The sequence below is a fragment of the Microbacterium aurugineum genome (genome assembly GCF_023101205.1).
Lineage (GTDB): Bacteria > Actinomycetota > Actinomycetes > Actinomycetales > Microbacteriaceae > Microbacterium > Microbacterium aurugineum.
This window is the reverse complement of sequence record NZ_CP078078.1, coordinates 521,295-547,070: the sequence shown is the minus strand read 5'-3', so window position 1 is coordinate 547,070 and position 25,776 is coordinate 521,295. Positions and strand designations below refer to the sequence as shown.

The 25,776-nt window shown below is 68.3% G+C and carries 23 protein-coding genes; 17 read left to right on the top strand and 6 right to left on the bottom strand.

Annotation, left to right across the window (positions count from 1 at the left end):
* Positions 1 to 137 precede the first annotated feature (137 nt).
* The 5 genes from KV397_RS02615 (at position 138) to KV397_RS02595 (ending at position 7,037) form a co-directional block, all read left to right on the top strand.
* Complete coding sequence (locus KV397_RS02615; RefSeq protein ID WP_047524294.1) at positions 138 to 1,427, top strand: extracellular solute-binding protein; 1,290 nt, start codon at positions 138 to 140, stop codon at positions 1,425 to 1,427.
* On the top strand, positions 1,408 to 2,346 hold the full coding sequence (locus KV397_RS02610; RefSeq protein ID WP_052193815.1) for a carbohydrate ABC transporter permease: 939 nt from the start codon (positions 1,408 to 1,410) through the stop codon (positions 2,344 to 2,346). The genes KV397_RS02615 and KV397_RS02610 overlap by 20 nt, the downstream gene beginning before the upstream one ends.
* Positions 2,343 to 3,215, top strand: coding sequence for a carbohydrate ABC transporter permease (locus KV397_RS02605; protein ID WP_047524276.1), 873 nt, complete (start codon positions 2,343 to 2,345; stop codon positions 3,213 to 3,215). The genes KV397_RS02610 and KV397_RS02605 overlap by 4 nt, the downstream gene beginning before the upstream one ends.
* A 29-nt stretch (positions 3,216 to 3,244) precedes the next feature.
* Positions 3,245 to 5,572 carry a beta-xylosidase/alpha-l-arabinosidase gene (locus KV397_RS02600; RefSeq protein WP_456085683.1) on the top strand — a complete coding sequence of 776 codons (2,328 nt, stop codon included), beginning with the start codon at positions 3,245 to 3,247 and terminating at the stop codon, positions 5,570 to 5,572.
* A gap of 64 nt (positions 5,573 to 5,636) precedes the next feature.
* Complete coding sequence (locus KV397_RS02595; RefSeq protein WP_047524275.1) at positions 5,637 to 7,037, top strand: threonine/serine exporter family protein; 1,401 nt, start codon at positions 5,637 to 5,639, stop codon at positions 7,035 to 7,037.
* A gap of 5 nt (positions 7,038 to 7,042) precedes the next feature.
* On the opposite strand, the gene KV397_RS02590 is transcribed toward KV397_RS02595, so the two are convergent.
* The 3 genes from KV397_RS02590 to KV397_RS02580 are packed head-to-tail and all read right to left on the bottom strand — an operon-like array spanning position 7,043 to position 10,645.
* Complete coding sequence (locus tag KV397_RS02590; protein ID WP_047524272.1) at positions 7,043 to 7,339, bottom strand: DUF7882 family protein; 297 nt, start codon at positions 7,337 to 7,339, stop codon at positions 7,043 to 7,045.
* Positions 7,340 to 7,384: 45 nt separating this feature from the next.
* Positions 7,385 to 9,769 carry a phosphoenolpyruvate synthase gene (gene ppsA, locus KV397_RS02585; RefSeq protein WP_261812100.1) on the bottom strand — a complete coding sequence of 795 codons (2,385 nt, stop codon included), beginning with the start codon at positions 9,767 to 9,769 and terminating at the stop codon, positions 7,385 to 7,387.
* Between the two features lie 48 nt (positions 9,770 to 9,817).
* Positions 9,818 to 10,645, bottom strand: a complete 828-nt coding sequence (locus KV397_RS02580) for a pyruvate, water dikinase regulatory protein (protein WP_261812649.1) — start codon at positions 10,643 to 10,645, stop codon at positions 9,818 to 9,820.
* 221 nt (positions 10,646 to 10,866) lie between these two features.
* Here KV397_RS02580 and KV397_RS02575 point away from each other — a divergent pair, with 221 nt between their 5' ends.
* From KV397_RS02575 to KV397_RS02565, 3 genes are all read left to right on the top strand, one after another.
* The gene (locus tag KV397_RS02575; RefSeq protein WP_047522544.1) at positions 10,867 to 11,079 is read left to right on the top strand and encodes a heavy-metal-associated domain-containing protein; all 213 of its coding nucleotides are present in this window, start codon (positions 10,867 to 10,869) and stop codon (positions 11,077 to 11,079) included.
* A 66-nt stretch (positions 11,080 to 11,145) separates the two neighbouring features.
* Positions 11,146 to 13,464, top strand: a complete 2,319-nt coding sequence (locus KV397_RS02570; protein WP_261812099.1) for a heavy metal translocating P-type ATPase — start codon at positions 11,146 to 11,148, stop codon at positions 13,462 to 13,464.
* On the top strand, positions 13,461 to 15,566 hold the full coding sequence (locus KV397_RS02565; RefSeq protein ID WP_261812098.1) for a heavy metal translocating P-type ATPase: 2,106 nt from the start codon (positions 13,461 to 13,463) through the stop codon (positions 15,564 to 15,566). The genes KV397_RS02570 and KV397_RS02565 overlap by 4 nt, the downstream gene beginning before the upstream one ends.
* An 83-nt stretch (positions 15,567 to 15,649) precedes the next feature.
* Here KV397_RS02565 and KV397_RS02560 read toward each other — a convergent pair whose 3' ends face one another.
* On the bottom strand, positions 15,650 to 15,943 hold the full coding sequence (locus tag KV397_RS02560) for a PIN domain-containing protein (protein ID WP_261812097.1): 294 nt from the start codon (positions 15,941 to 15,943) through the stop codon (positions 15,650 to 15,652).
* On the opposite strand from KV397_RS02560, the gene KV397_RS02555 reads away from it, so the two are divergent.
* Positions 15,942 to 16,649, top strand: coding sequence for an HAD-IA family hydrolase (locus tag KV397_RS02555; protein WP_261812096.1), 708 nt, complete (start codon positions 15,942 to 15,944; stop codon positions 16,647 to 16,649). The genes KV397_RS02560 and KV397_RS02555 overlap by 2 nt on opposite strands.
* Before the next feature lie 5 nt (positions 16,650 to 16,654).
* Here KV397_RS02555 and KV397_RS02550 read toward each other — a convergent pair whose 3' ends face one another.
* Positions 16,655 to 17,278 carry a metal ABC transporter ATP-binding protein gene (locus tag KV397_RS02550; RefSeq protein ID WP_261812095.1) on the bottom strand — a complete coding sequence of 208 codons (624 nt, stop codon included), beginning with the start codon at positions 17,276 to 17,278 and terminating at the stop codon, positions 16,655 to 16,657.
* A 54-nt stretch (positions 17,279 to 17,332) separates the two neighbouring features.
* Here KV397_RS02550 and aztB point away from each other — a divergent pair, with 54 nt between their 5' ends.
* The 8 genes from aztB to KV397_RS02510 all read left to right on the top strand — a co-directional run bounded on the left by aztB (position 17,333) and on the right by KV397_RS02510 (position 24,848).
* Positions 17,333 to 18,247: a zinc ABC transporter permease AztB gene (aztB, locus tag KV397_RS02545; RefSeq protein ID WP_261812094.1), complete on the top strand. Its 915-nt coding sequence runs from the start codon at positions 17,333 to 17,335 to the stop codon at positions 18,245 to 18,247.
* Positions 18,244 to 19,443, top strand: coding sequence for an ABC transporter (locus KV397_RS02540; RefSeq protein ID WP_261812093.1), 1,200 nt, complete (start codon positions 18,244 to 18,246; stop codon positions 19,441 to 19,443). Before aztB ends, KV397_RS02540 begins: the two co-directional genes overlap by 4 nt.
* Positions 19,440 to 20,360 (top strand): zinc ABC transporter substrate-binding protein AztC, encoded by a 921-nt coding sequence (aztC, locus tag KV397_RS02535; protein ID WP_261812092.1) that lies wholly within the window; start codon positions 19,440 to 19,442, stop codon positions 20,358 to 20,360. Before KV397_RS02540 ends, aztC begins: the two co-directional genes overlap by 4 nt.
* A 50-nt stretch (positions 20,361 to 20,410) precedes the next feature.
* Entirely contained in the window at positions 20,411 to 21,607 is a 1,197-nt protein-coding gene (gene aztD / locus KV397_RS02530; RefSeq protein ID WP_261812091.1) for a zinc metallochaperone AztD, read from the top strand.
* A gap of 140 nt (positions 21,608 to 21,747) precedes the next feature.
* Entirely contained in the window at positions 21,748 to 22,653 is a 906-nt protein-coding gene (locus KV397_RS02525) for an N-acetyltransferase (protein ID WP_153242905.1), read from the top strand.
* A 123-nt stretch (positions 22,654 to 22,776) separates the two neighbouring features.
* On the top strand, positions 22,777 to 23,553 hold the full coding sequence (locus KV397_RS02520; protein ID WP_248570270.1) for a CPBP family intramembrane glutamic endopeptidase: 777 nt from the start codon (positions 22,777 to 22,779) through the stop codon (positions 23,551 to 23,553).
* A 4-nt stretch (positions 23,554 to 23,557) separates the two neighbouring features.
* Positions 23,558 to 24,385, top strand: coding sequence for a CPBP family intramembrane glutamic endopeptidase (locus KV397_RS02515; protein WP_261812090.1), 828 nt, complete (start codon positions 23,558 to 23,560; stop codon positions 24,383 to 24,385).
* Positions 24,386 to 24,395: 10 nt separating this feature from the next.
* Entirely contained in the window at positions 24,396 to 24,848 is a 453-nt protein-coding gene (locus tag KV397_RS02510) for a DUF805 domain-containing protein (protein ID WP_248570272.1), read from the top strand.
* Between the two features lie 18 nt (positions 24,849 to 24,866).
* Here the strand turns inward: KV397_RS02510 and KV397_RS02505 are convergent, their stop codons facing one another.
* Complete coding sequence (locus KV397_RS02505; protein ID WP_248570273.1) at positions 24,867 to 25,685, bottom strand: SDR family oxidoreductase; 819 nt, start codon at positions 25,683 to 25,685, stop codon at positions 24,867 to 24,869.
* Positions 25,686 to 25,776 lie beyond the last annotated feature (91 nt).

Sequence of the window (25,776 nt, the reverse complement as noted above, 5' to 3'; positions counted from 1 at the left end):
ACCATGGAAACTGTTTTCGAAAACGTTTGACGAAAGTTCTCGACGACAGCAGACTGCAACGCGACGCGGTCGCACCTCCTGCCACCGCGGCGCCCGCAGAGACGCGCGGCGCAACTCTCGATGAGGAGAACGATCACATGAACAGCACACGGCGCTCCCTCGTGTCCCTCGCCACGATCGCCACGGTCGGAGCTCTCGCGCTCAGCGGGTGCACGGCCGGCTCGACCGATGACGGCGGAGACTCGGCGATGACCCTCTGGCACAACTCCACGACGGGACCGGGGGTGGAATTCTGGGAGCAGACCGTCGCCGACTTCGAAGAGGCGAATCCCGGCGTCACCATCGACATCCAGTCGATCCAGAACGAGGATCTCGACGGCAAGCTCCAGACCGCTCTGAACTCCGGCGATGCCCCCGACATCTTCCTGCAGCGCGGCGGCGGCAAGATGGCCGCGATGGTCAAAGCAGGACAGCTCAAGGACCTGACCGACTCGATCACGGGTGCCGCTGCGGAGGAGATCTCCGATGCCGCCTACTCGGCGAGCAGCCTCGACGGCAAGATCTACGCCCTTCCCGTGGCCGTCCTCCCCGGAGGACTCTTCTACAGCCAGGACCTGTTCGACGAGGCGGGCATCGCCGAGAACCCGACCACGCTCGACGAGCTCGAGGCCGCGACCGAGAAGCTCAAGAGTGCGGGGATCGATCCCGTCGCCCTCGGCGCGAAGGATGCCTGGCCCGCAGCGCACTGGTACTACTGGCTGGCCCTGCGCGAATGCAGCTCGGACACGCTCGCCCAGGCTGCCGATGAGATGAACTTCGACGACGACTGCTGGGTGCGCGCCGGTGAAGACCTGCAGGCCTTCGCAGCCACCGAACCGTTCAACTCCGGCTTCCTGACCACGACCGCGCAGCAGGGCGCCGCCAGCTCGGCCGGACTGATCGCCAACCACAAGGCGGCCATGGAGCTCATGGGCGCCTGGAACCCGGGCGTGATCGGCTCCCTGACGCCCGACCAGAAGCCGCTTCCCGACCTCTCGTGGTTCCCCTTCCCCGAGGTGGAGGGCGGCGAAGGCGAGCCGGGCTCGATGATGGGTGGCGTCGACGGGTACTCGTGCTCGGTCGATGCGCCGGATGCCTGCGTCGACTTCCTCAACTACCTGGGCACCTCCGAGGTGCAGACCGCCTACTACAAGGCGTTCAACGCTCCGCCGGTGAACACCGTCGCGCAGGAGGCCGTGACCGAGCCGTACCTGCAGGCCATCCTCGAGGCCTACAACGCCGCACCGTACGCCACGCAGTGGCTGGACACCGTCTACGGACAGAACGTCGGCAACGCCCTCAACGTCGCCGTCGTCAACATGCTCGCCGGTCAGGGAACCCCGGAGGACATCGTCAAGGCCGTCCAGGATGCCGCAGCAAAGGCATAGGGTCTCCGCCCGGCTGGAAGTGATCCTTCTGGCCGGGCCGGCCCTCCTCGTCTTCCTCGCCTTCGTCATCTTCCCGGTGCTGATGGCGGGCTACTACGGGTTCTTCAGCTGGCAGGGCTACGGCCCTCCGACCGACTTCGTCGGCCTCAAGAACTACCTCACGATCCTGCAGGATCCGCTGTTCCACGACGCGCTCGCGCACAACGGGTTCATCCTGGTCTTCTCGCTCGTCTTCCAGGGGCCGGCGGCGATCCTGCTCGCCCTCCTGCTCAACCGGCGGATGCGCGGTCAGTCGCTGATCCGCGTCCTCATCTTCATCCCCTACGTGATCTCCGAGGTCGTCGTGGGAACGGGATGGAGCCTGATGCTGCAGACCAGCGGTGCGTTCAACGACCTGCTGGAGAAGATGGGCCTCGGATTCCTCGCGAACGACTGGCTCTCGAATCCGGACATCGCGATCTGGACGCTGATGGTGATCATCACCTGGAAGTACGTCGGATTCGCGGTGATCCTGTTCCTCGCCGGACTCCAGGGCATTCCCGAGGAGCTGCACGAAGCCGCCGCGATCGACGGCGCCTCGTACTGGCAGATCCAGTGGCGCATCACGCTGCCCCTGCTGGCTCCGACGCTGCGCATCTGGGCATTCCTGTCGATCATCGGCTCGCTGCAGCTGTTCGACCTGGTCTACATCATCTGGGGGCAGTACATCGCCTCCACCGCCGGGACCTCGACGATGGCGACCTACATGGTCTCCGAAGGACGCAACGCCGGCAACTTCGGGTACGGCAACGCCGTCGCGGTCGTGCTGTTCCTGATCTCGCTCGTCGTGGCGCTCGTCTACCAGCGCGCGGTGCTACGACGCGACACCGACGGCGCCCTGACCGGCGCCCCTGCACGGAAGAAGAGGACGACGCGATGACCGCCACCTCGCTACTCGTCACCCAGCGGCCGGGGCGCGCCCCGCGCGCGCGGCTGCCGTGGGCCAACCCGACCGTCTACTTCGTCGCACTGATCGTCGTCGGATTGATGCTCGCTCCGATCGCGTACATCATCATCGGCGGTTTCCGCACGAACGCCCAGATCACGACGGACCCGTCAGGGCTGCCGAGCCCATGGCTCATCCAGAACTACCTCGACGTGATCACGGGCGGCATCTTCTGGCGCCAGGTGCTCAACTCGACCATCGTCGCCCTCGCCACCACCATCGGCGTGGTCGCCCTGGGACTGATGGCGGCCTACGTGCTCGCCCGCTACCGGTTCGCCGGACGCGGAGTGCTCTACGCGTTCTTCGCCGCCGGCCTCATGTTCCCACTGACCGTGGCCATCACGCCGCTGTACATCGTGGTGCGGAACCTCGGCCTGATGAACTCCCTCGGTGGGGTCATCCTGCCGCAGATCGCCTTCGCCCTGCCGACGACGATCATCATCCTGGTGCCGTTCCTCCGGGCGATCCCCGACGAGATCCAGGAAGCCGCGTTCATCGACGGATGCAGCAGGATCGGCTTCTTCTGGCGCATGGTGCTGCCGCTGTCGATCCCCGGCGTGATCACCACCGGCATCCTCGCGTTCATCGGCAGCTGGAACGGGTACCTCCTCCCGTTGTTCATCCTCAACGATGCGGCCTCGTTCACGCTCCCCCTCGGCGTGCAGTCGTTCGCCTCCCAGTACTCCGTCGACACCGCGAAGGTGCTGGCGTTCACCTCGCTGTCGATGATCCCCGCCCTGATCTTCTTCAGCTTGTTCGAGCGTCGGATCGTGGGCGGACTGACCGGCGCCGTCAAGGGTTGACGATGTCGACCGAAGTTCCACAGAAAGAGATGGATGTGCTCTCCCCCACCCCCCACCCTCAGCTCTCCGCACGCGTGGCGAGCCTCCTGGACCAGATGACGCTGGAGGAGAAGCAGGCGCAACTCGTCGGCTTCTGGGTCGACCAGGGCAACGAACTCGTCGCCCCGATGGCCGGCGAGAAGCGGACGTCCACCCGCTACGAGGAGGCGACGGCTCACGGGATCGGTCACCTGACCCGCGTCTACGGCACGCGCCCCGTCGAGCCCATCGAGCGGGCGAGCTGGTTGTGGGGTGAGCAGGCGCGGCTGCAGCGGGAGACCCGGTTGGGGATCCCCGCTCTCGTGCACGAGGAGTGCCTGACCGGGCTCGCCGCGTGGAAGGCCGCGACCTTCCCGACGCCGCTCGCGTGGGGAGCGTCCTTCGACCCGGATCTGGTCGAACAGGTCGGGCGAGCGATCGGATCGTCGATGCGTACCCTCGGGATCCATCAGGGTCTCGCGCCGGTGCTGGATGTGATCCGCGACCCGCGGTGGGGACGCGTCGACGAGTGCATCGCCGAGGACCCGCTGCTGGTCGGAACCGTCGGAACCGCCTATGTGCGCGGCATGCAGGCGGAAGGCGTGCACGCCACGCTCAAGCATTTCGTGGGGTACTCCGCCTCTCGCGCCGGCCGCAACCACGCTCCGGTGTCCGCCGGTCGTCGCGAGGTGGAGGACGTGCTCCTTCCGCCGTTCGAGATGGCGGTGCGGGACGGCGGCGTGCGCAGCGTCATGAACTCCTACAGCGATATCGACGGCGTGCCGGTCGCCGCGGATCCGTACTACCTCGATGAGGTGCTGCGCGGACGCTGGGGGTTCGACGGAGTCGTGGTGTCCGACTACTTCGCCGTCGATTTCCTGCGCACCATGCATCATGTCGCCGCCGACTCCGCCCAGGCGGCCGCGCTCGCGCTCACCGCGGGAATCGATGTGGAGCTGCCCTCCCCCGACGCGTACACGACGCTCGCCGCACAGGTGCGCGACGGGTCTCTGCCGGAGAGCATCCTGGATCGGGCCGTCGGGCGCGTGCTCACGCAGAAGGAGGAGCTGGGCTTGCTGGACGCGGACTTCACCGATCCGCCGCGCGAGGTCGACCTGGATTCGCCCGAGCATCGTGGACTCGCCCGCCGTCTGGCCGAGGAGTCGCTCGTCCTCCTGAGCAACGACGACATCCTCCCGCTCGATCCGTCCGCGTCGCCACGTATCGCGGTCATCGGACCGAATGCCGACAGCGCCGAGGCGTTGATGGGGTGCTACTCCTTCGTCAACCACGTGCTCGCCCACCACCCCGACGTACCCGCCGGCATCGCGCTGCCGAGCGTGCTCGACGCGCTCCGCGCGGAGCTCCCCTCGGCGACGATCACCCACGCCGTCGGCTGCGAGGTCGACGGCGAGGACCGCAGCGGTTTCCCCTCGGCGATCGCGCAGGCCACCGAGGCCGACGTCGCGATCGTCGTGATCGGCGACCGTGCCGGGCTGTTCGGACGCGGCACCGTCGGCGAGGGTAACGACGTCGACTCCCTCGACCTCCCCGGCGTGCAGCGCGCGCTCGTCGAGTCGATCGTCGCCACCGGCACCCCGGTGGTGGTCGTCGCTCTCACCGGCCGCCCCTATGCCCTGGGCTGGGCGCTCCCGCCACGGGCGACCGCTGCCGGGACGAACGCGGGTCTCGGATCGGTCAATTCCCCCGCGCCGGCCGGCCGGACATCGCCGACGGAGCAGCCTCCCCTGCCGGCCGCCGTCCTGTACGGGTTCTTCCCCGGGGAGGAAGGAGGCTCGGCGATCGCCGCCGTGCTGAGCGGACGCGTGTCCCCGTCCGGTCGCCTGCCGGTGTCCCTGCCGAGATCCGCCGGCGCGCAACCGTACTCTTACCTGCACGCCGCCCTCGGAGGACGCACCGATGTGACGAGCGTCGATCCGACGCCCGTGCGTCCCTTCGGATTCGGGCTCGCCTACACGACGTTCGAGCACCGGGACCTGAGGGCTGACGAGACCGTGACCGCGGGGCAGACGTTCCAGGTCACCGTGCGCGTGCGCAACGTGGGCTCCCGCGAGGGCACCGACGTCGTGCAGCTCTACGCGCACGACGAGGTCGCAAGCGTGGCCCGCCCCGTCGCGCAGCTGGTCGACTTCCGCCGGGTGTCCCTGGCACCGGGTGCGGAACAGGTCATCGAGTTCGCGGTCCCCACCGAGCGCCTCGCCTTCACCGGCCTGGACGGCGTGCGACGCGTGGAGCCGGGGCGCATCCGACTCTGGGTCGGGTCGGCCTGCGACGACGTCGAGACCTCCGCCACGATCGACATCACCCCTGCTCCCTGACGGGCGGGCGGTCCGATCGCGGCGCGCCCGTGACGGATCGCCTCCCGGACGGGAGAATGGAGACATGTCCGCGAGATCCCGCCGGCCGCTGCTCACGTCGGTGCGCCGCCTGCTGCACACCGATCCCTCGGCCGTCGCGGCCACCGAGGCGATGCCCGTCATCGACGAACGCACGGTACCGCGGGTGCTGGACCTTGCGACCCGTATCGGCGAGTCGATGTTCGCGGTCGGGGCCTCCGCGCACGAGGTGACGCTCGCGATCATCCGCGTGTGCGACGCCTATGGGATGAAGGGCGTCCAGGTCGACGTCACCTACAACTCGATCACGGTCTCGTTCCACCTGAGCGGCGAGGTCTGGCCGGAGACACTGGTCCGCGTGGTGCGGGTGACGGCTCCGGACCACGCGAAGCTCCAGCGGGTGCAGGCCCTGGTGGCGGACATCGACGACGGACTCGACCTCGAATCCGCGCGCGCGACGTTCCGGGCGATCCGACGGGTGCCCTTCCGCTATCAGCAGCCGGTGGTCATCGTCGCGCGGGCTCTGCTCGCCGTCGGGGTGAGCATCATGCTCGGCGCCTCCCCGATCATCGTCGCTCTCACCTTCGTCGCGGCGCTCTGCGCGGCGCTGACCCAGGCGGCTCTCGCCAGGATCCGGGTCCCGTTGTTCTTCAGCCAGATCGCCGGTGGCTTCGTGACGACCGGGGTGGCGGTCGCCGTGTCGGCTCTCGGCGCCGCGGGGGTCGAACCCTTCGTCGGCATCCGCCCGTCCATCATCGTGGCCTCCGGTATCGTGCTGATGCTCGCCGGACTCACCGTGGTCGGGGCGGCGCAGGACGCGATCGACGGCTTCGCGCTCACCGCCGGCGGACGCATCCTCGACCTCACGATGCAGACGCTCGGGGTCGTGATCGGGATCCTCGTGGGCCTCGAGCTGGGCAGTGTCCTGGGCTTCACGATGGACCTCCCCGACGACCCCGCGCCGTTCGGCCCGCTGCTGAACCAGTTCGCCGGTGCGATCATCGTCGCCATCGCGGTCGCCGTGTTCAACGGCGCCGGGATCCGGATCATCCTGGTGAGCGCACTGCTCAGTGCCGTCACGCTCGCGGGGTATTCGGCATCCATCGCCCTGAACCTGCATCCCGCGGCGGCGAGCGCGGTCGGCGCACTGCTGGCGAGTTTCCTCGGCATGCTGATCGCCCGCAACCTGCACGTGCCGTCCGTCGCGGTGACGACCGCGGCGATCGTCCCCCTCGTCCCCGGTGTGGCCGTGTTCCAGGGTCTGCTCGAGATGGTCCACGCGGCCGGCACCTCGACCGGGATGCTGTACGCCGGAGGTTCGCTCATCGATGCTGCGGTGATCGGCATCGGTCTCGCCTCCGGAGCCTCCCTCGGGTTGTACCTGGGCACTCCGTTGCGCGCGACCCTCGCCAGCGTCGCGAAGACGCGCGCCCGCGTCCGCCGCTGATCCTCCTAGCCGAGCTGATCGAGGACGAGCTCGCCTCGGGCGTTCAGGTTCTCCATCATGCGTTCGATCCGCTTCGAGTCGATCGCCGGCATCTCCGCGTGGTCGAACGCGAGGCTCAGCGGGATGCTGGGGTGCATCCAGATCGTGAGCCGGCCGGCCGGGTTCTTCTCCTCCGGCAACCAGGTCATCATGAAGCTCTCATGACGGCGAAGCTTCGTCCCGATGACGATCTTCAGATGCGCCAGCGTCTCGTCATCGACCTCGATCGGAGGACGAGAGCTGTTGTACTCGAGGGTTCCCATGACCTGAGACTACTCGTGTCGACCGACACGGACGCCCCGGCGCGGTCAGGAAACCGGCACGGTCTGCGCGGCGAGCCGCAGCCAGGTCTCCACGACGGTGTCGGGGTTGAGCGACATCGACTCGATGCCCTGCGAGACCAGCCACTCGGCGAGATCGGGATGGTCACTCGGGCCCTGACCGCAGATCCCGACGTACTTCTCCGCACGGCGGCACGCCTCGATGGCCATCGAGAGCATCCGCAGCACGGCCGGGTCGCGTTCGTCGAAGGTCGAGGCCACCAGTCCGGAGTCGCGGTCGAGTCCGAGCGTGAGCTGGGTCATGTCGTTCGAGCCGATCGAGAAGCCGTCGAAGTACTCGAGGAACTCCTCGGCGAGCACGGCGTTGGAGGGGAGCTCGCACATCATGATCACGCGCAGTCCGTTCTCGCCCCGCCGCAGGCCGTTCTCGCTCAGCAGTTCCGTCACGGCCGCCGCTTCACCGAGGGTTCGCACGAACGGGACCATGATCTCGACGTTGGTGAGCCCCATCTCGTCCCGCACGAACCGCAGCGCCTCGCACTCCATGTCGAAGCACGCACGGAAGTCCGGAGAGATGTAGCGGGAGGCGCCGCGGTAGCCGAGCATCGGATTCTCCTCCTGCGGCTCGTAGAGCTCCCCGCCGATGAGGTTGGCGTATTCGTTGGACTTGAAGTCGCTCAGGCGCACGATGACGGGTTCCGGCGCGAAGGCCGCGGCGATCATCGACACCCCTTCCGCGACGCGGCGCACGAAGTACTCCCGAGGAGACGCGTAGGCCGCGATGCGCTCGGAGATGTCGGCACGCAGGGACGTCGGCAGCGATTCATGGTCCAGGAGCGCGCGCGGGTGGATGCCGATCTGCCGGTTGATGACGAACTCGAGCCGCGCGAGCCCGACGCCGCGGTTGGGCAGTTTCGCGAAGGCGAACGCCTGATCGGGAGTGCCGACGTTGAGCATGATCTTCGTCGGGCTCTCGGGCATCGCGTCGAGACGCGTGATGATCTCCTCGAACCCGAGCATTCCCTCGTAGACGAAGCCGTTGTCCCCCTCAGCGCAGGACACCGTGACCCGTTGCCCGTCGCTCAGAACGGTGGTCGCATCGCCCGTGCCCACGACGGCGGGGATGCCCAGCTCGCGCGCGATGATCGCGGCGTGACAGGTACGACCACCGCGATTCGTGACGATGGCGGAGGCGAGCTTCATGATCGGCTCCCAGTCGGGATCCGTCATGTCGGCGACCAGCACGTCCCCGGGCCGGAAGGCGTCCATCTGCGCGAGCGAGGTCATGACCCGCACCGGTCCGGCTCCGATCTTCTGCCCGATCGCGCGCCCGACGGTGATCACCGTGCCCGACTCCTCGAGCACGAACCGCCGCATCTCCTTGCCGTCGGCGCGGGAGACCACCGTCTCCGGGCGGGCCTGGAGGATGTACAGCCGTCCGTCGATGCCGTCCTTGCCCCACTCGATGTCCATCGGGCGCCCGTAGTGCTCCTCGATGACCAGGGCCTGCCGTCCGAGTTCTTCCACCTCGGCATCGGTGATGCTGAAGCGGACGCGCTCGGCGGCGGGGACATCGGTGAAGACGGTGCTGCCGCCCGCGTGCGTGCCGTCGGCGTAGACCATCTTCACCGCCTTCTCGCCGACCGAACGCTTGAGGATCGCCGGCCGTCGCTCACGCAGGGCGGGCTTGTAGGCGTAGAACTCATCGGGGTTCACCGCGCCCTGCACGACCGCCTCGCCCAGACCGTAGGAGCTGGTGATGAACACCGCACGATCGAATCCGGATTCGGTGTCGACCGTGAAGAGCACGCCGGAGGCCCCGACATCGGAGCGGACCATGCGCTGGATCCCCGCCGACAGCGCCACGTCGTGGTGGTCGAATCCGTGATGCACGCGGTAGGCGATCGCCCGGTCGTTGTAGAGCGACGCGAACACGCTGCGGATCGCGGCGAGGATGTTGTCGATGCCGCTGATGTTGAGGAACGTCTCCTGCTGGCCGGCGAAGGAGGCATCCGGCAGGTCCTCCGCCGTGGCACTGGATCGCACGGCCCAGGAGACCGACGCGGGCTCGGGATCGGAGTCGACGAGCGTGGCGTAGGCCGCACGGATGTCCTGCTCGAAGGCGGCCGGGAGCGGCTGCTGTTCGATCCACTCGCGGACGGTGGCGCCGACCCGCGCGAGTTCGGCGACATCCGTGACGTCGAGCGCTTCCACGGTGGATCGGATGCGCTCGTAGAGTCCTCCCTCGGCGAGGAAGTCCCGGTAGGCGTCGGCCGTGGTCGCGAAGCCGCCGGGCACGCTCACCCCGGCTCCGGAGAGGTTCGAGACCATCTCGCCGAGGGAGGCGTTCTTGCCTCCGACCTGGGCGACGTCGGCCATGCCGATCTGCGTGAACCAGAGGATGTTCGTCATGTGATCTCCAGAGAGTGGGGCGTCGTGTGCGAGGGGTGGAGACCGCGATCAGCTGCGCAGTCGCATGGACTGCATGATCACGGCGGACATCTCCTCCACGGATTTCGTGGAGGAGTTGAGGAAGGGGACGCGGTTGCGCCGATAGAGGTCTTCCGCGCGGCGGATCTCGAGCGTGCATTGAGCGAGGCTGGAGTACACCGTGTCCGGCCGCCGCTCGTGACGCACCTGACTCAGCCGGAGCGGGGTCGTCGTCAGCCCGAAGCACTTGCTCGCGAACCGTTCGACCGTCGCGGGCAGCCCGTCGGACGGGAAGTCGTCGTCGGTGAGCGGGTAGTTCGCCACCAGCAGTCCGTACTGCAGGGCCAGGTACATGGTCGTCGGGGTCTTCCCGCACCGAGAGGGCGCGATGATGATCACGTCGGCGATGTCGAGCGCCCGCATGCTCTGGCCGTCGTCGTGCTCGATCGCGTACTCGACCGCCCGCATCCGGGCGAAGTAGCGCTCCATGTCGCCGACGCCGTGATACTGGCCCAGTTGCTCGGAGGCCGCACTGCCGAGGGAGGCTTCGAGCTCCCGCAGATGCCCGCCGAGGAGGTCGATCACGACCGCGCCCGACGCATGGAACTCCGCGAGGATCTGCGCGGACTTGACGGTCGTGAAGACGATCGGAGCAGCGCCCGCCGGGCTGACCCGGAGATCGCCGATCACGGCGCGGGCGCCGTCCACCGAGTCGACGAAGGGCACGGTGTGGCGGCGGAAGCGCGCGCCGGGGAAGTTCGCCAGAAGGGCGTTCCCCAGGGTCTCGGCGGTGATACCGGTGCTGTCCGAGACGAAGTAGGCGTCCCGGACCTCGGCACCGGAGTCATCTCTGAGCACGCCGGCCGGAAGCACGGGCGATGAGGGCTGGCGGGTCGAAGGGTCGGACACGTTCCCGAGCCTAGGAAAGTAGCCGCCTTCATCATGAGGTCTTCCCGATAAAGAATGAGCGAATTTACTCGGAGGGCAAGCCGGATCCAGGGATGCGGAATACCCCGGATGGGTATATGGTTGTGGTGATCCAATACCCCATAGGGGTACGCGAGAGAATGGGAGAGGCAATGACGACCAACGAGTACCAGGTCACCGGGATGACGTGCGGGCACTGCGAGATGTCGGTCCGCGAAGAAGTCGCCGAGGTTCCCGGCGTCGACGGGATCCAGGTCAGCGCACAGACGGGCAAGCTCGTCGTCACGAGCACCGACGGCGTGGACGACGCTCAGATCCTCGCCGCTGTGACGGAGGCGGGGTACGCGGCCGTGCGCACGGCGTGAAGGCCGACACCACGGGCACAGCCTCTCGCTGAGCCCACCGACGACGATCAGGAGAAGGATAGGACCATGAGCACATCAGCACTTCCGAGCATGGGATCGGGCGTCGAGCTCGAGATCGGCGGGATGACCTGCGCCTCTTGCGCCATGCGCATCGAGAAGAAGCTGAACAAGCTCGACGGCGTCGTGGCGACCGTCAACTACGCGACGGAGAAGGCGAGCGTCTCGGTCCCGGACGACTACGACGCAGCGCTCCTGATCGCCGAGGTGGAGAAGACCGGGTATTCCGCGGTCGTCGCTGCCCCACGGGGGAAGAGGAAGGACGCGGCCACAGGCGGCGACACCGACGACACCGATCCTGAGCTGCTCTCGCTGCGCAACCGACTGATCGGCGCGATCGTGCTGACGGTGCCCGTGATCGCGATGGCCATGATCCCCGCGCTGCAGTTCACGTACTGGCAGTGGGCCTCGCTCGCGCTGGCCGCCCCGGTGATCACATGGGCGGGCTGGCCGTTCCACAAGGCCGCGTGGACGAACCTGCGCCACGGAACGGCCACGATGGACACGCTCATCTCGATGGGAACCTCGGCCGCCTTCCTCTGGTCGCTGTACGCGCTCTTCTTCGGCACCGCAGGCATGCCGGGGATGACGCACCCGTTCGAGTTCGCACTGGCTCCCTCCGATGGGGCGGCGAACATCTACCTCGAGGTGGGTGCCGGCGTGACGATGTTCGTCCTCGCGGGGCGCTACTTCGAGAAGCGGTCGAAGAAGCAGGCCGGCGCGGCTCTGCGCGCGCTCCTCGAACTCGGTGCGAAAGAGGTCGCCGTGCTGCGCGGCGGTGCAGAGACGAGGATCCCGGTCGAAGACCTCCAGGTGGGCGACGAGTTCGTCGTGCGACCGGGCGAGAAGATCGCGACCGACGGCCTCGTGGTCTCCGGGACGTCGGCCGTCGACGCCTCGATGCTGACCGGTGAATCCGTGCCGGTCGAGGTGGCCCCGGGCGACAGCGTCACCGGCGCGACCACGAACGTCGGGGGGCGGCTCGTGATCCGCGCGACCCGGATCGGCGCGGATACCCAGTTGGCACAGATGGCCAGACTCGTCGAGGACGCGCAGACCGGGAAGGCGGAGGTGCAGCGTCTCGCCGACAGGATCTCCGGGGTGTTCGTCCCGATCGTGATCGTGATCGCCCTCGTGACGCTCGGTGGCTGGCTCGTCGCGGGGTTCCCCGTCGCCGCGGCATTCACGGCGGCGGTGGCCGTCCTCGTGATCGCGTGCCCGTGCGCGCTCGGGCTCGCCACGCCCACGGCCCTGCTGGTCGGGACCGGTCGAGGGGCGCAGATGGGCGTGCTCATCAAGGGCCCGGAAGTCCTGGAATCCACCCGCCGGGTCGACACCGTGCTGCTCGACAAGACCGGAACGGTCACCACCGGCAGGATGACCCTGGTCGACGTCATCGTGGAGCCCGGCACCGACCGCGCGACGCTGCTGCGGCTGGCCGGGGCGGTGGAAGATGCCTCGGAGCATCCCATCGCGCAGGCGATCGCCGCGGGTGCGACCAGGGAGGTCGGCGCACTGCCCACTCCGGAGGAGTTCACGAACCTCGAGGGAAGGGGCGTGCAGGGCGTCGTCGAAGGCCATGCCGTGCTCGTGGGACGCGAGTCGCTCCTCGCCGAGTGGTCGCAGACACTGAGTCCGGGCCTCTCCTCGGCGAAGGTCAAGGCCGAGGGCGAGGGCAAGACCGTCGTCGCGGTCGGCTGGGACGGACACGCACGCGGCATCCTCGTCGTCGCGGACACGATCAAGCCGAGCAGCGCCGAGGCGATCGGCCACTTCCAGGCGATGGGACTGACCCCCATCCTGCTCACCGGGGACAACGAGACCGTGGCACGGCAGATCGCGGCGGAAGTGGGGATCGCTGAGGTGGTCGCGGAGGTCCTCCCGAAGGACAAGGTCGACGTGGTCGTCCGGCTCCAGCGCGAGGGCAAGACGGTGGCGATGATCGGCGACGGTGTCAACGACGCCCCCGCCCTCGCCCAGGCCGACCTCGGACTCGCGATGGGCACCGGCGCGGACGTGGCGATCGAGGCATCGGACATCACGCTGGTACGCGGTGACCTGCGCAGCGCGGTCGACGCGATCCGCCTGTCGCGCAAGACGCTCGGAACGATCAAGACCAACCTGTTCTGGGCCTTCGCCTACAACGTCGCCGCCATCCCGGTCGCGGCGCTCGGCATGCTCAACCCCATGCTCGCCGGTGCAGCGATGGCGCTGTCGAGCGTGTTCGTGGTCGGCAACAGCCTGCGCCTGCGCGGGTTCACGAGCGTCACGCGACGAGGACGCTCCCGTCGAGCCACCCGCCCCGCTCTGAGGAAGGATCACGCATGAACGAGCCGCACGCGCACCAGCATGCATTGGCCCCCACCGCTGCCGACTCCGGGCACACGGGGCACGAGGCGCCCGAGGGACACGGAGGGCACAGCGGACACGGAGGGCACGGCGGGCATGCGGGGCACGGTGATCACGTCGGGCAGTTCCGGCGCCTGTTCTGGATCAACCTCGTCATCGCGGTGCCCGTGGTGGCGTTCTCTCCGATGTTCGCGATGCTCTTCGGGTACGACGTCCCGGGCTGGGCGCAGTTCGTCGCCCCGGTGCTGGGCACCGTCATGTACGTGTGGGGCGGCTGGCCGTTCCTGACCGGCGCCGTCAGCGAGCTCCGGACCCGCACGCCGGGGATGATGCTGCTCATCGGACTCGCCATCACCGTGGCCTTCTTCGCATCCTGGGGCGCGACGCTCGGACTGCTCCACCACGAGCTCGAGTTCTGGTGGGAGCTGGCGCTCCTGATCGTCATCATGCTCCTCGGACACTGGATCGAGATGCGGTCGCTCGCGCAGACGACGTCGGCCCTCGACTCGCTCGCCGCCCTTCTGCCCGACGAGGCCGAGCGGGTCGAGGGCGACACGACCGTCACGGTCTCCCCCGCGGAACTCGCCGTCGGCGATGTCGTCGTCGTCCGTCCCGGCGGGAGCGTCCCGGCCGACGGCCGCATCATCGACGGGACCGCCGCGATGGACGAGTCGATGGTGACCGGCGAATCACGTCCCGTCACGCGGTCCACCGGCGACACCGTCACCGCAGGCACCGTCGCCACCGACTCGGGCCTTCGGGTGGAGATCACCGCCACGGGCGACGACACCGCCCTCGCCGGCATCCAACGGCTGGTGACGGAGGCACAGAACTCCTCGTCCCGTGCGCAGCGCATCGCCGACCGCGCCGCCGCGCTGCTGTTCTGGTTCGCGCTGCTGTCCGCCGCGCTCACCGCCGTGGTGTGGACGGTGGTGGGGAATCCGGACGCCGCCGTGGTCCGCAGCATCACCGTGCTGGTCATCGCCTGCCCCCACGCCCTCGGGCTCGCGATCCCGCTGGTGGTGTCGATCGCCACCGAGCGGGCCGCACGTGGCGGCGTGCTGATCAAGGACCGACTCGCGTTGGAGAGCATGCGCACGGTCGACGCCGTCCTGTTCGACAAGACGGGCACTCTGACCAAGGGTGCTCCGACGGTCACGGCGATCGAGCCGACCGGTGAGATGGACGCCGATCGGCTGCTCGTCCTCGCCGCCTCCGCCGAAGCGGACAGCGAGCACCCCCTGGCCCGGGCGATCGTACGGGCAGCCGAGGAGAAGAGCCTCGCGCTCGTTCCTGCATCCGGATTCACCTCGTCCCCGGCGGTGGGTGTCACGGCGTCCGTCGACGGTGCAGAGGTGCGTGTCGGCGGCCCGAAGCTCCTCGATGAGATCGGCGCGCAGGAGATCGCCGCCGCGGACGTGTGGCGCGAAGAGGGAGCCATCATCCTCCATGTCGTGCTCGACGGCCGCGTGGTCGGCGGACTGCGACTCGCCGACGAGATCCGCCCCGAATCCCGCGAGGCCGTGGACGCCCTCCACCGTCGGGGCGTCGAGGTCGTCATGATCACCGGGGATGCGCAGGCTGTGGCCGAATCGGTGGCTGCCGAGCTCGGCATCGACCGGGTCTTCGCCGGGGTGCGCCCCGAGGACAAGTCCGCCAAAGTCGCGGAGCTGCAACGCGAGGGCAAGAAGGTGGCGATGGTCGGCGACGGCGTGAACGATGCGCCCGCACTTTCGCAGGCCGACGTGGGCATCGCGATCGGGGCGGGGACCGACGTCGCCATCGCCTCGGCCGGCGTGATCCTCGCGAGCTCCGACCCCCGCTCGGTGATCTCCGTGATCGAGCTGTCGCGCGCCACGTACCGCAAGATGAAGCAGAACCTGTGGTGGGCGGCGGGCTACAACCTCGTGTCGGTGCCCCTCGCCGCCGGAATCCTGGCGCCGATCGGATTCGTCCTGCCGATGTCGGTCGGGGCGATCCTGATGTCGTTGTCGACGGTCGTCGTCGCGCTGAACGCCCAGTTGCTGCGTCGGATCGACCTCGCCCCCGACGCGCACACCCGGTCCGTCGGCGACCGCTGATCCGTCCGGGGGACGCCACGAAGCGTCTGACGAAGGCAACCCGCGGGCGGATCATGCACCCCGCCCCGGCGTCCGCCGCGGGGTCAGCCCTCCAGGTACACCTGGCGGACTTTGCCTTCGGTCGCCAGCTCGATGTATCCGAAGTCATGGTCGGAGTTGAGGATGACGGCGTCGTTGGCGACGGCGTACGCGGCGATGAGACAGTCGAACACTGCTGCGGCGCGCACGAGCCCCCTCTTCCACAGTGCCTGCTGGATATCGAGGACATCCTGCTCGGCGGGATGCTCCCATGCGGGAAGCAACCCCTCCATGTCGCGGCGCAGCTCCGCTGGAGCGCGGCGGAACAGTCCGCGCTCCGGACGTGTTCTCTTCTGCATGACCGACGGATCCCGTGAAGTGGCGCCGGAGCGCGTCGTGGCCGTGTTCGACGTGTTGGGCACTCTGGTGAATCAGGCGGAAGGTCTCCGACGCCGAGTGGAGGCGACGACAGGCCTCGACCGCGAAGAGACGACCGCGATCGTCGACGAGTGGCTGAGCGGAGTGGCCGAACAGGAGCAGGCCATCGTCCGTGGTGAACGCGTTTTTGCGACCAGCGACCAGCTCGACGCCGAAGTGCTGGAGCGGCTCGCCTCCCGAAGCGTCCTTCCCGTCACAGCCGTCCCCGCGCTCGTCGGCGCCTCCGCTTTCAGCCCGCCCTGGGAGGACTCCGCCGCGGGTCTGCGCTCCCTCGCCGAGGTCGCCACCGTCGTGGGATTGTCGAACGCGAGTCGTCGGGTACTGACCGGCTTGAGCGTCCATGCAGGTTTCCGCTGGCACCAGGTGCTCTCGGCGGAGGACGCCGGCACCTACAAGCCGGCCGCGGAGATGTACGAGTTGGCGATGGCGAGCGTCCCGGCGAGCGGTCGTCCCCCGTTCATGGTCGCGGCCCATGCGTGGGACCTCAGAGCGGCGCGGGATGCGGGCCTGCGCACGGCCTACGTGCCTCGGCCCGACGCCGAACCCCCTTCCCCGGGCGAGCGGTTCGACATCCACGCCACCAGCCTCGCGGACCTCGAGAGGCGCCTGCGGGCGGAGACGGATTAGGTCGCTCAGATCACTCGCCCGCGCTCCAGCCGGATGACACGGTCGGCGGCGAGTACGGCAGCGTCGTCGTGGGTGACGGTGCACACCGCGACGCCGCGAGCGGCCTCTTCCCGAAGGATCTCCTGCATCCGGGCAGCACTCTCGCGATCGAGACCGGCAGCCGCTTCATCCAGCAGCAGGACATCGGGCTCACACACGATCCCCTGCGCGAGGAACACCCTCTGCCGCTGCCCGCCGGACAGCTCCGCCAACGGGCGGCCCGCGAGCTCCGACATGCCGACGCGGTCCAGGGCCCGCTCCACCGCTCGACGCGCGGTGGAGCGGGAGAGGCGTCGCCCGCGCTTCCACGTCCCGATGCGCACCACATCCGCCGCTGACACGGGCAACGCATCCGGCACGGCAGGACGCTGCACGACGAGCGCGAGAGTCCCTCGGCGGCGCACCGCACCCCGCCGGGGGACCTTCACACCGGCGAGGATTTCGACCAGTGTCGACTTGCCCGACCCGTTGTGCCCGGCCAGAGCGACGATCTCCCCGGAACGGACATCGACCGTGACGGAGTGCAGCACGTCATCGTCGGAGTACCCGAAGCACACGTCACGCGCGGACAGCGCAGAGCTCTCATCCATAGCCTCAGCCTAGCAATTGATAATCATTCTCATTCTCATATAGAGTCTCCTCTCGTGCCCTTCCTGCTCGAACCGTTCGCCGTGGAGTTCTTCGTCCGTGCCCTGTGCGGCGGAATGCTCGTCGCCGTGATCTGCGGGGTCGTGGGCACGTGGGTCGTGATCCGCAGCATGGCTTTCCTCGGCGAGGCGATCGGCCACGGAATGCTGCCCGGCGTCGCGCTCGCCACCGTGGTCGGCGCCCCGGTCCTGCTCGGCGCGGCTCTGAGCGCTGCCGCCATGAGCGCTGCGATCGGCCTCCTTCAGCGACGGGGCCGGCTCTCGTACGACACGAGCATCGGTCTGCTGTTCGTCGCCATGCTCTCGCTCGGCGTGATCATCGTCTCCCACTCCCGCAGTTTCGCCACGGACGCGACCGCTCTGCTGTTCGGCGACATCCTCGCCATCCGCCCCGACGACATCGCGATGCTCCTCGTCGCCGCCGTCGTCACGGTCGGCGTCGCGTCCGCATTCCATCGCTCCTTCGTGGCGACGGCCTTCGATCCGCGCATCGCCCGCACGCTCGGGTTGCGCCCCCAGCTCGCGCACGTGGTGCTCGTCGCCCTCGTGACGCTCGCCGTCGTCGCGTCATTCCAGGCCGTGGGCACGCTCCTCGTCGTCGGTCTGCTCCTCGCCCCCGCCGTCGCCGCCCGGGCGTGGACGACGCGGATCCCCACGACCATGCTCGGGGCCTCCCTCGTGGGCGCCGCAGCCGTCCTGATCGGGCTCTTCGCCTCCTGGCACTTCGCGGTGGCCGCGGGGGCCTCGATCGCCACCGCGGCCGTGCTGCTGGCCGCTCTCTCCGCAACCGCACGTTCGCTTCTGACCCGCGCCGTTCGTCGGCACCATCCCGTCGAGCACCCCGAATCCACATCCCCGCGACCCGCATCGCCCGATGCTCCTGCCGTCGCGCTCCCCGAAAGGACCCGATGATTCCCCGCCCCCTCCGGCTCCTCCCCGCCGCCCTGACGATCGTCGCGCTCAGTGCGTGCGCCTCTGCTCCGGAGAGCTCACCGCCCGCGACCCCGGCGTCCGGAGACGGCCACGGCGCGATCGCCGGCGCCGAGGAGGTCGCCGAGCCGCCTCTGGGTCTGCTGTCCATCGATGCCGCGGGGAACGCCGCCGTGCTCGACCTGCGGACCGAGGAAGCGACCACCCTCGACCGCACGGCAGCCCCGTCGGCGCTCGCGAGCGATGGACGCTACGGGTTCGTGACCACGGAAGAGGGCGTGGAGGTGATCGACTCGGGCCGATGGAGCTGGGATCACGGCGACCACTTCCACTACTACCTCGCCGAGCCCGCGCTTCTGGGCACGGTCGCCGGCGAGGGCATCGCCACCGTCGTGACGGGCCCGCTGTCTACCGCCGGGGCCACCGGCGTGTTCTTCGGCGGCAGCCGCGAGGCGGTGCTGCTCGACAACAAGGCACTCTCCGAAGGACGGCTCGATGAGCTGTTCCGCATCGAGGTGAACGCGGACACCGGCCTGGTCGCCCCGATCGGAGAGGGCGCACTCGTGGCCGTCGACGACACGCTCATCTATCACGACAGCGACGGTGAGCCCGCGGATTCCCCTATCGACTGCGCCGACGCCTCGGGAGCGATCACCACCCGCGTGGGACTCGTCGTCGGGTGCGCAGACGGTGCGGTCCTGGCGGCCTGGCAGGATGCGGGCCTCACCGTCGAGCGCATCCCCTACCCGTCAGGCGCCGTCGAGCGCGCCCTGTCGTTCGACGGCCGGAAGGGTCGTCCGACGGTCGCCGCCGTCGCGGGCACGACCGGCTTCTGGCTGCTCGATTCCCGGGAGCGCACCTGGACCCTGGTGCCCACCGAACGTCCGCTGACGCACGTGGTCGCCGTGGACGACGCCGAGGGGCATGTGGTCGCCATCGACATCGACGGGCGGATCGTCGTGCATCTCGCCGACGACGGCGCACTCGTCGGCGCCACTGATCCTCTGCTCGCCGACGGCGGCGCCGCTTCCTCGCTCACCCTCGACGAGCAGCGGGCCTACGTCAGCGACCCGGCCGCCGGCGTCGTATACGAGGTCGACTACGCCGATGCCGCCCGCGTCGCTCGTTCCCTCGAGACGCCCACGGCTCCCGCATTCGTCGCGGAGGTCGGGCGATGAGGCCGCTGCGTGCGTCCTCCCTGCTGATCGCGACGACCGTGGTCCTTGCCGGCCTCGCGGGGTGCACCGGCACGGCGGCATCGGATCGACCGCAGATCGTGGTCACCACGAACATCCTCGGCGACGTCGTCGAGAACCTCACCGGCGATGCGGCCGAGGTCACCATCCTGATGAAACCGAACGCGGACCCGCACTCGTTCGAGATCTCCGCCCAGGAGGCCGCACGGATGGATGGCGCCGACCTGCTCGTGACGAACGGACTGGGCCTCGAGGAGGGGCTCCAGCAGCACTTCGATCGCACCGCAGCCGCGGGAGTCCCGACGGTCGTGGCCGGCGACGTGATCGACGTGCTGCCCTACAGCTCCGACGACGCGAACGGTGCGGACGATCCGCATTTCTGGACCGATCCGGCGCGCATGGTCGATGTCGTGGACACGGTGGAGGAAGCGCTGGCCGAAGTGGACGGGATCGACGTCGCGCAGGTCCGCAGCAATGCCGAGACGTATCGCGGCGAACTCGCCGAGCTCGACGAGGAGATGTCGGCCGCCTTCGCCGCGATCCCCGTGGAACGACGAGCACTCGTGACGAACCACCACGTCTTCGGCTACCTCGCGGACCGCTTCCACTTCCGCCTCATCGGCGCCGTGATCCCCGGCGGCACGACCCTCGCCGCGCCGAGCGCTGCCGACCTGCGCGATCTCACCGACGCGATCGACGAGGCAGGAGTGCGCACGATCTTCGCCGAATCCTCGCAGCCGGACCGACTCATCCAGGTGCTGGCCTCCGAGGCCGACGTCCAGGTCGAGGTCATCGAGCTGTTCACCGAGTCTCTCACCGAGCCCGGCGAGGGCGCCGACACCTACCTGACGATGATGCGCGCCAACACGGACCGCATCGCCGACGGACTGACCCCATGAATGGACCCCGACCGGGGCCCGATACGAGAGGAAACACAATGAAGCGACACATGAGGATGAGTGCCGCTGTCGCGGCGCTGGCAGGCGTCTCGCTGCTCGCCACCGCCTGCGCCGGCGGTGCGGGCGGAGCAGGCGACACCGCGCCCACGGACGAGAAGTCAGGCACCACCGCGGGCGAGACGGGACGCGTCGCGATCTCGTACCCCGGAGGGATCGCGGTGCTCGACCCCGAGACGCTCGAGGTCGTCGACGAGTTCGAGACCGAGGAGTTCACCCGCCTGAACCCGTTCGGCGACGGCCGCACCATCGCCGTCACCACCTCCGCAGGGTTCCAGATGCTCGACACCGCCGAGCCCGCCCTGACCGACGCACTGTTCGAGGCGACCGCGGCCGGGCACGTCGTCATCCACGGCGAGAACACCGTGCTCTTCGACGACGGCACCGGAACGACCACGATCGTGCCGACCGACGGCTTCGCCGACGACTACGACGCTCTTCCCGAGACCACGACGTACACCGCCGATGCCCCGCACCACGGTGTCTCGATCGTGCTCGAGGACGGTTCGCTGCTCACCACGGTCGGCGACGAGACGTCGCGCACCGGGGCCAAATCCTTGCACGCACACGACGACCACTGGGACGAGGCCGCCGTCAACGCCGAGTGCCCCGGCATCCACGGCGAAGGCACCGCGGCCGAGGAAGCCGTGATCTTCGGTTGCGAGAACGGTGCGCTGCTGTTCAAGGACGAGGCCTTCACGAAGCTCGCGGCACCGGACGCGTACGGCCGCATGGGCAACGCATTCGTCTCGGAGACCAGCCCGATCGTCGTCGGCGACTACAAGAACGACCCGGACGCGGAGGGCTACCTGCTGAATGCCGTCACGCTGATCGACACCGCCGCCGAGACCCTCGATGTCGTCGAGCTGCCCGCCGAGGTGCAGTACACCTTCCGCGACATCGCACGCGGCCCCGGCGACCTCGCCTACATCCTGTCGACCGACGGGCAGATCTACGTCCTCGACCCCGAGACGGGCGAGCTCACCGAGTCCTACCCCGTGATCGAGGCGTGGGAGGGTCCGGCCCAGTGGCAGGACGCGCACCCGGCGATCAAGGTCGACGGCGACATCGCGTACATCACCGAGCCCGCCGCGAACAGTGTGCACGCCGTGGACCTCACGACCGGGGAGATCATCGCCTCGGTCGAGCTCGACCACACCCCGAACGAGATCGCGGTGGCCATCGGCTGACCCCCGCGTTCGCGCGCACCGGCGGGCAGGGCGTCCTCATCGGACGCCCTGCCCGCCTCGTCGAGCGCATCCGTCGTGCTACGTTAACTGGCGTACCGCATCCGGTGGCGGCCTTTCCCTTTGATATTCGGAGGCCGATCATGAATGCCACTTTCCGCGCCCGACTCTTCCGGCGTGATGACCGCGATCAACTCACCGATCTGGTGAACGCCCACCTTTCGGCGGTGATCCCGGGAGCTCGCGTCTCGGTGAACGCCGTCCTGAGCAGTTTGGAACGCCAGCCCGACGAGTACGTCGTGGACCCCTGGGTGGTGGAGAGGACGACGATCGTCGTGGAGCAGGACGATCGTCTCGTCGCGGCTGCGCATCTGCACCGGTTCGCCGACTATCCTCGTGTGGGTCACGACTACCGAGGCACCGGGCTGGTGCAGTGGTTTCTGTCCCTGCCACAGCAAGACGCTGACGAGCGGGGAGCCGACGTCCTGATGCAGGCCTGCCTCGCACAATTGCGGGCGTGGACCGTGCTGGCGGCATATGCCGACGGACAGCTCCCCTTCCCCGGGGTCTACGGGATTCCGGCCACGTGGCCGCACGTGCGTGAGGCGCTCGAGCGGGGAGGGTTCTCGCCCGGCGGGGCAACGGAGTCTGTACTCATGGCGACCACAGCCGGGCTCGCTCCCGGAGTGACGAGTCCCGTCTCGCCGGAGTTGACACTCGTGCGGGAACTCGGCTCGCAGGGTCTGCGCTTCGTTGCAACGCAGGGTTCGGAGAAGGTCGGCCACGTTGAAGTGGATCTGACCGTGAATCGCGCAGAGCGACACTCGGCCGGAGCGCGGCTCGCTGAGCTCTCCGATTGGGAGGCAGCCGACTCAGAGGCGCTGGGTCTGCTGGTCAGCGAACTTCGCGAGTGGCTCACACTGAGTGACGTCGATCGAGTGATCGCCGCGATTGACTCCGATGACGCAGAAGAGCGGGCGACATTGACGAAGCTCGGATTCGTCGAGGTCACGTCGACCTCGCGCGGCTGGCGTCGAGATCGACTCTGATTGAGCCAGCGGCTCCGGCCGGGTCAGCATGCGGCCCGGCCGGAAGAGCGGTCCGCGAGGATCGACGAGAGCCTCGGTCACCACGACGCAATTCCGAAATATCGCGTCTGCCATAATCACCACATGAGCTCCCCCGTGCTTCGCGTCCGTCCCCGCGTCTGGATCGGTTTCGCGATCTGGATCGCCTACGTCCTCGTCGTCTTCGGCGTGCAGGTCGCGAGCGGGATCCCTTATGACGAGTGGGGTGACAGCGGGAGCAATCTGTTCCTCGGAGGCGGTCTCTCTCTGATCGTCGCCACCATCCTCCTCGCCATCACGACATCGGTGCTCGGATGGTGGCGACCGGCGCTGTTCGAGGATACCCGGAGCCATCACCGGTGGCCCGTCTTCGTGCCCATCCTCCTCGCGCTCACCGCGATCCTCACCCTCGCCGTCACCGACTGGGCGTCCTACGACGGCGCATTCTTCGCGGCGTCACTCGTGCTGCTGCTCGTCGGCTTCACCGAGGAGATGACCTCCCGCGGTCTCATGATCGTCGCTCTGCGGAGCCGCCTCTCCGAGGTATGGGTGTGGTTCCTCAGCTCCGCGGCCTTCGGCCTGATGCACTTCATGAACTTCTTCCTCGGTCAGGATCTGGTCCCCACCCTCATCCAGGTCGGCAGCGCCTTCGCCATCGGGACCGTGTTCTACATCCTGCGTCGCACGACCGGGACCCTCATCTGGGCGATGGTGCTGCACGCCGTGTGGGACTTCTCCGTCTTCGCCGTGGGCCACGGCAACCCCGGACCTCTGGCGAATGCGCTCGGCGTGCTGCAGATGACGATCGGAATCCTCGCCATCGCCGTCGTCTGGTTCACGTTCCGCAGCACCCGCACCGCTGACGCAGACGCAACCGTCTGAGCTGATGAGCACCGCCACTCTCCTCAACTACTCGACCTATGCCCTGGCCCTGGCGCTGGGGATCTTCGCGATCATCTGGTTCGCGGTGAAACGCAAGCCCGTCATGCGCAGCATGGGGATCACACTCAACCGATGGCTCCCCGTCGACCTCGGGATCGGTCTCGTCATCCCGTTCGTGGCGATCAGCCTCGCGTTCGTCGCAGAACTCCTTCTCGGCGCCATCACCGTGACTCCCGCAACGCTGACGCTGACGGAGTTCATGAACGGGCTCGGCCTGTTGCTCTTCGGTGCCGCGCTCGAGGAATTCCTCTTCCGCGTCATGCTTCTCAGCGGAGTGGCCATCCTCCTCTCGCGACTGCGGTACGGTCGCTGGATCGCCGTGGCCGCAACCGCGATCCTCTTCGGCGCCATCCATCTCAGCAACCCCGGGGCGTCCGCGATCACGGCATTCGGCACGGGACTGGGCGGCGTCATCTACGCGGTCGCGTTCCTCGCCACCCGCAGCGTCTGGCTGCCATTCGCCCTGCACGTGAGTTGGAACCTCTCCCAGGGCCTCTGGGGGCTCCCCATCAGCGGCGAGACGCTCGTCGCCGGATGGTTCACCACGTCCCCCTCGGGGAACCCGCTTCTCAGCGGTGGCGACTACGGTCCGGAGGCGGGTATTCCGGGCATGCTCGCCCGCGTCCTCATCATCACCCTGGTACTGCTTTCTGTGAAAAAGCGCTGGCCCGAAGGTGATCTCGCCACGCTGCGCTTCGCACCCGACCCCGAGAAGCGCATGCGTCAAAAGCGGTCCGGTCGTCGCAGAGTTCACCCGGACGCCGTTCGATAAGGTTCTCGGTGTGACGACGCAGACCGCCCTCAGCGCGCCCCTCTACGGCGCCTCGTTCCCGCAGGCGGTCTCGCGCTTCTTTCGCAAGTACGCAACGTTCAGCGGGAGGGCCAGCCGAAGCGAGTATTGGTGGTGGGTGCTGGCGAACACGCTTGTCGCCGTGGCGTTCAATGCCCTCGGACCCGTGGCCGACCCGCAGTGGGACTCTCGACCCGTCAACCTGCTGTCACCGTTCGCAGCGGGAGGTTCCTTCCCGTTGGCGAGCCCCGTCGGCGTGGCGTTCCTCATCTATGCGACGGCGATCCTCATTCCCGCTCTCGCGCTCACCTGGCGACGACTTCACGACACGGATCGCAGCGGTGCGTGGTTCTTCATCGTCTTCGTCCCGATCATCGGCGCCATCGTGTTGTTCGTCTTCACCGTGTTGAGCGCGCGCCCCGCCGGCGCCCGGTTCGACCGGTAGGGCGCGCGCGACCGACCGCTATTTGCCTTCGGCCTCGCGCGAGACCGGGGCCCACTCGGCCCACTCGTCGAGGCGCTGCTGATAGATGTGCGGGGCGATCTGGGTGGGCTGTTCACCGAAGAACACACGCAGCGGCGCCTTCTCGGCATCGACCACCTTGAGGATCGCCGATCCGAATCCGACGGGCTCGGGGCTCACGGTGCCAGCCATCCGCGCCGCCATCGCCTCGTGGAGCGGTGCGTACGCAGGAAGCGCCTCGGCAGACACAGCGGAGGATCCTGCCCAATCCGTGGCGAACCCACCAGGCTCGACGAGGGTGACCTTGATTCCGAAGCCGGCGACCTCTTGGGCGAGGGACTCCGTGAGACCTTCGAGCGCCCATTTCGATGCGTGGTAGCCGCCGAGAGACGGGAACGCGGCGACGCCGCCGATCGTGGAGATCTGGATGATGTGTCCCGATCCCTGCTCGCGGAGAAGCGGGAGAACGGCCTGCGTGACATGGAAGACGCCGAAGAGGTTCGTCTCCAGCTGGTCGCGCAGCTGCTGCGCGGTGATCTCCTCGACCGTGCCGAAGAGCCCGTACCCTGCATTGTTGATCACGACGTCGAGCCGACCGAACGATTCCTGAGCGGCCCGGACTGCGGCGAAGACCTGGTCCCGATCGGTGACATCCAGCTGAAGCGGAAGGACGGCATCGCCGTACTCGTCGACGAGGTCCTGCAGTGTGTCCGTGTTGCGCGCCGTCGCAGCCACCTTGTCCCCTCTCTGCAGCGCTGCGACGACGAACTCGCGGCCGAAGCCCTTCGACGAACCGGTGACGAACCAGACCTTGCTCATGATGCTCCTCGATGCTCTTCGACGTCTCGTGACGCCATGGTGCAACTATATGCCTGTTTTGACACCGAGTGTCAAGTACGCTCTCGGTGCT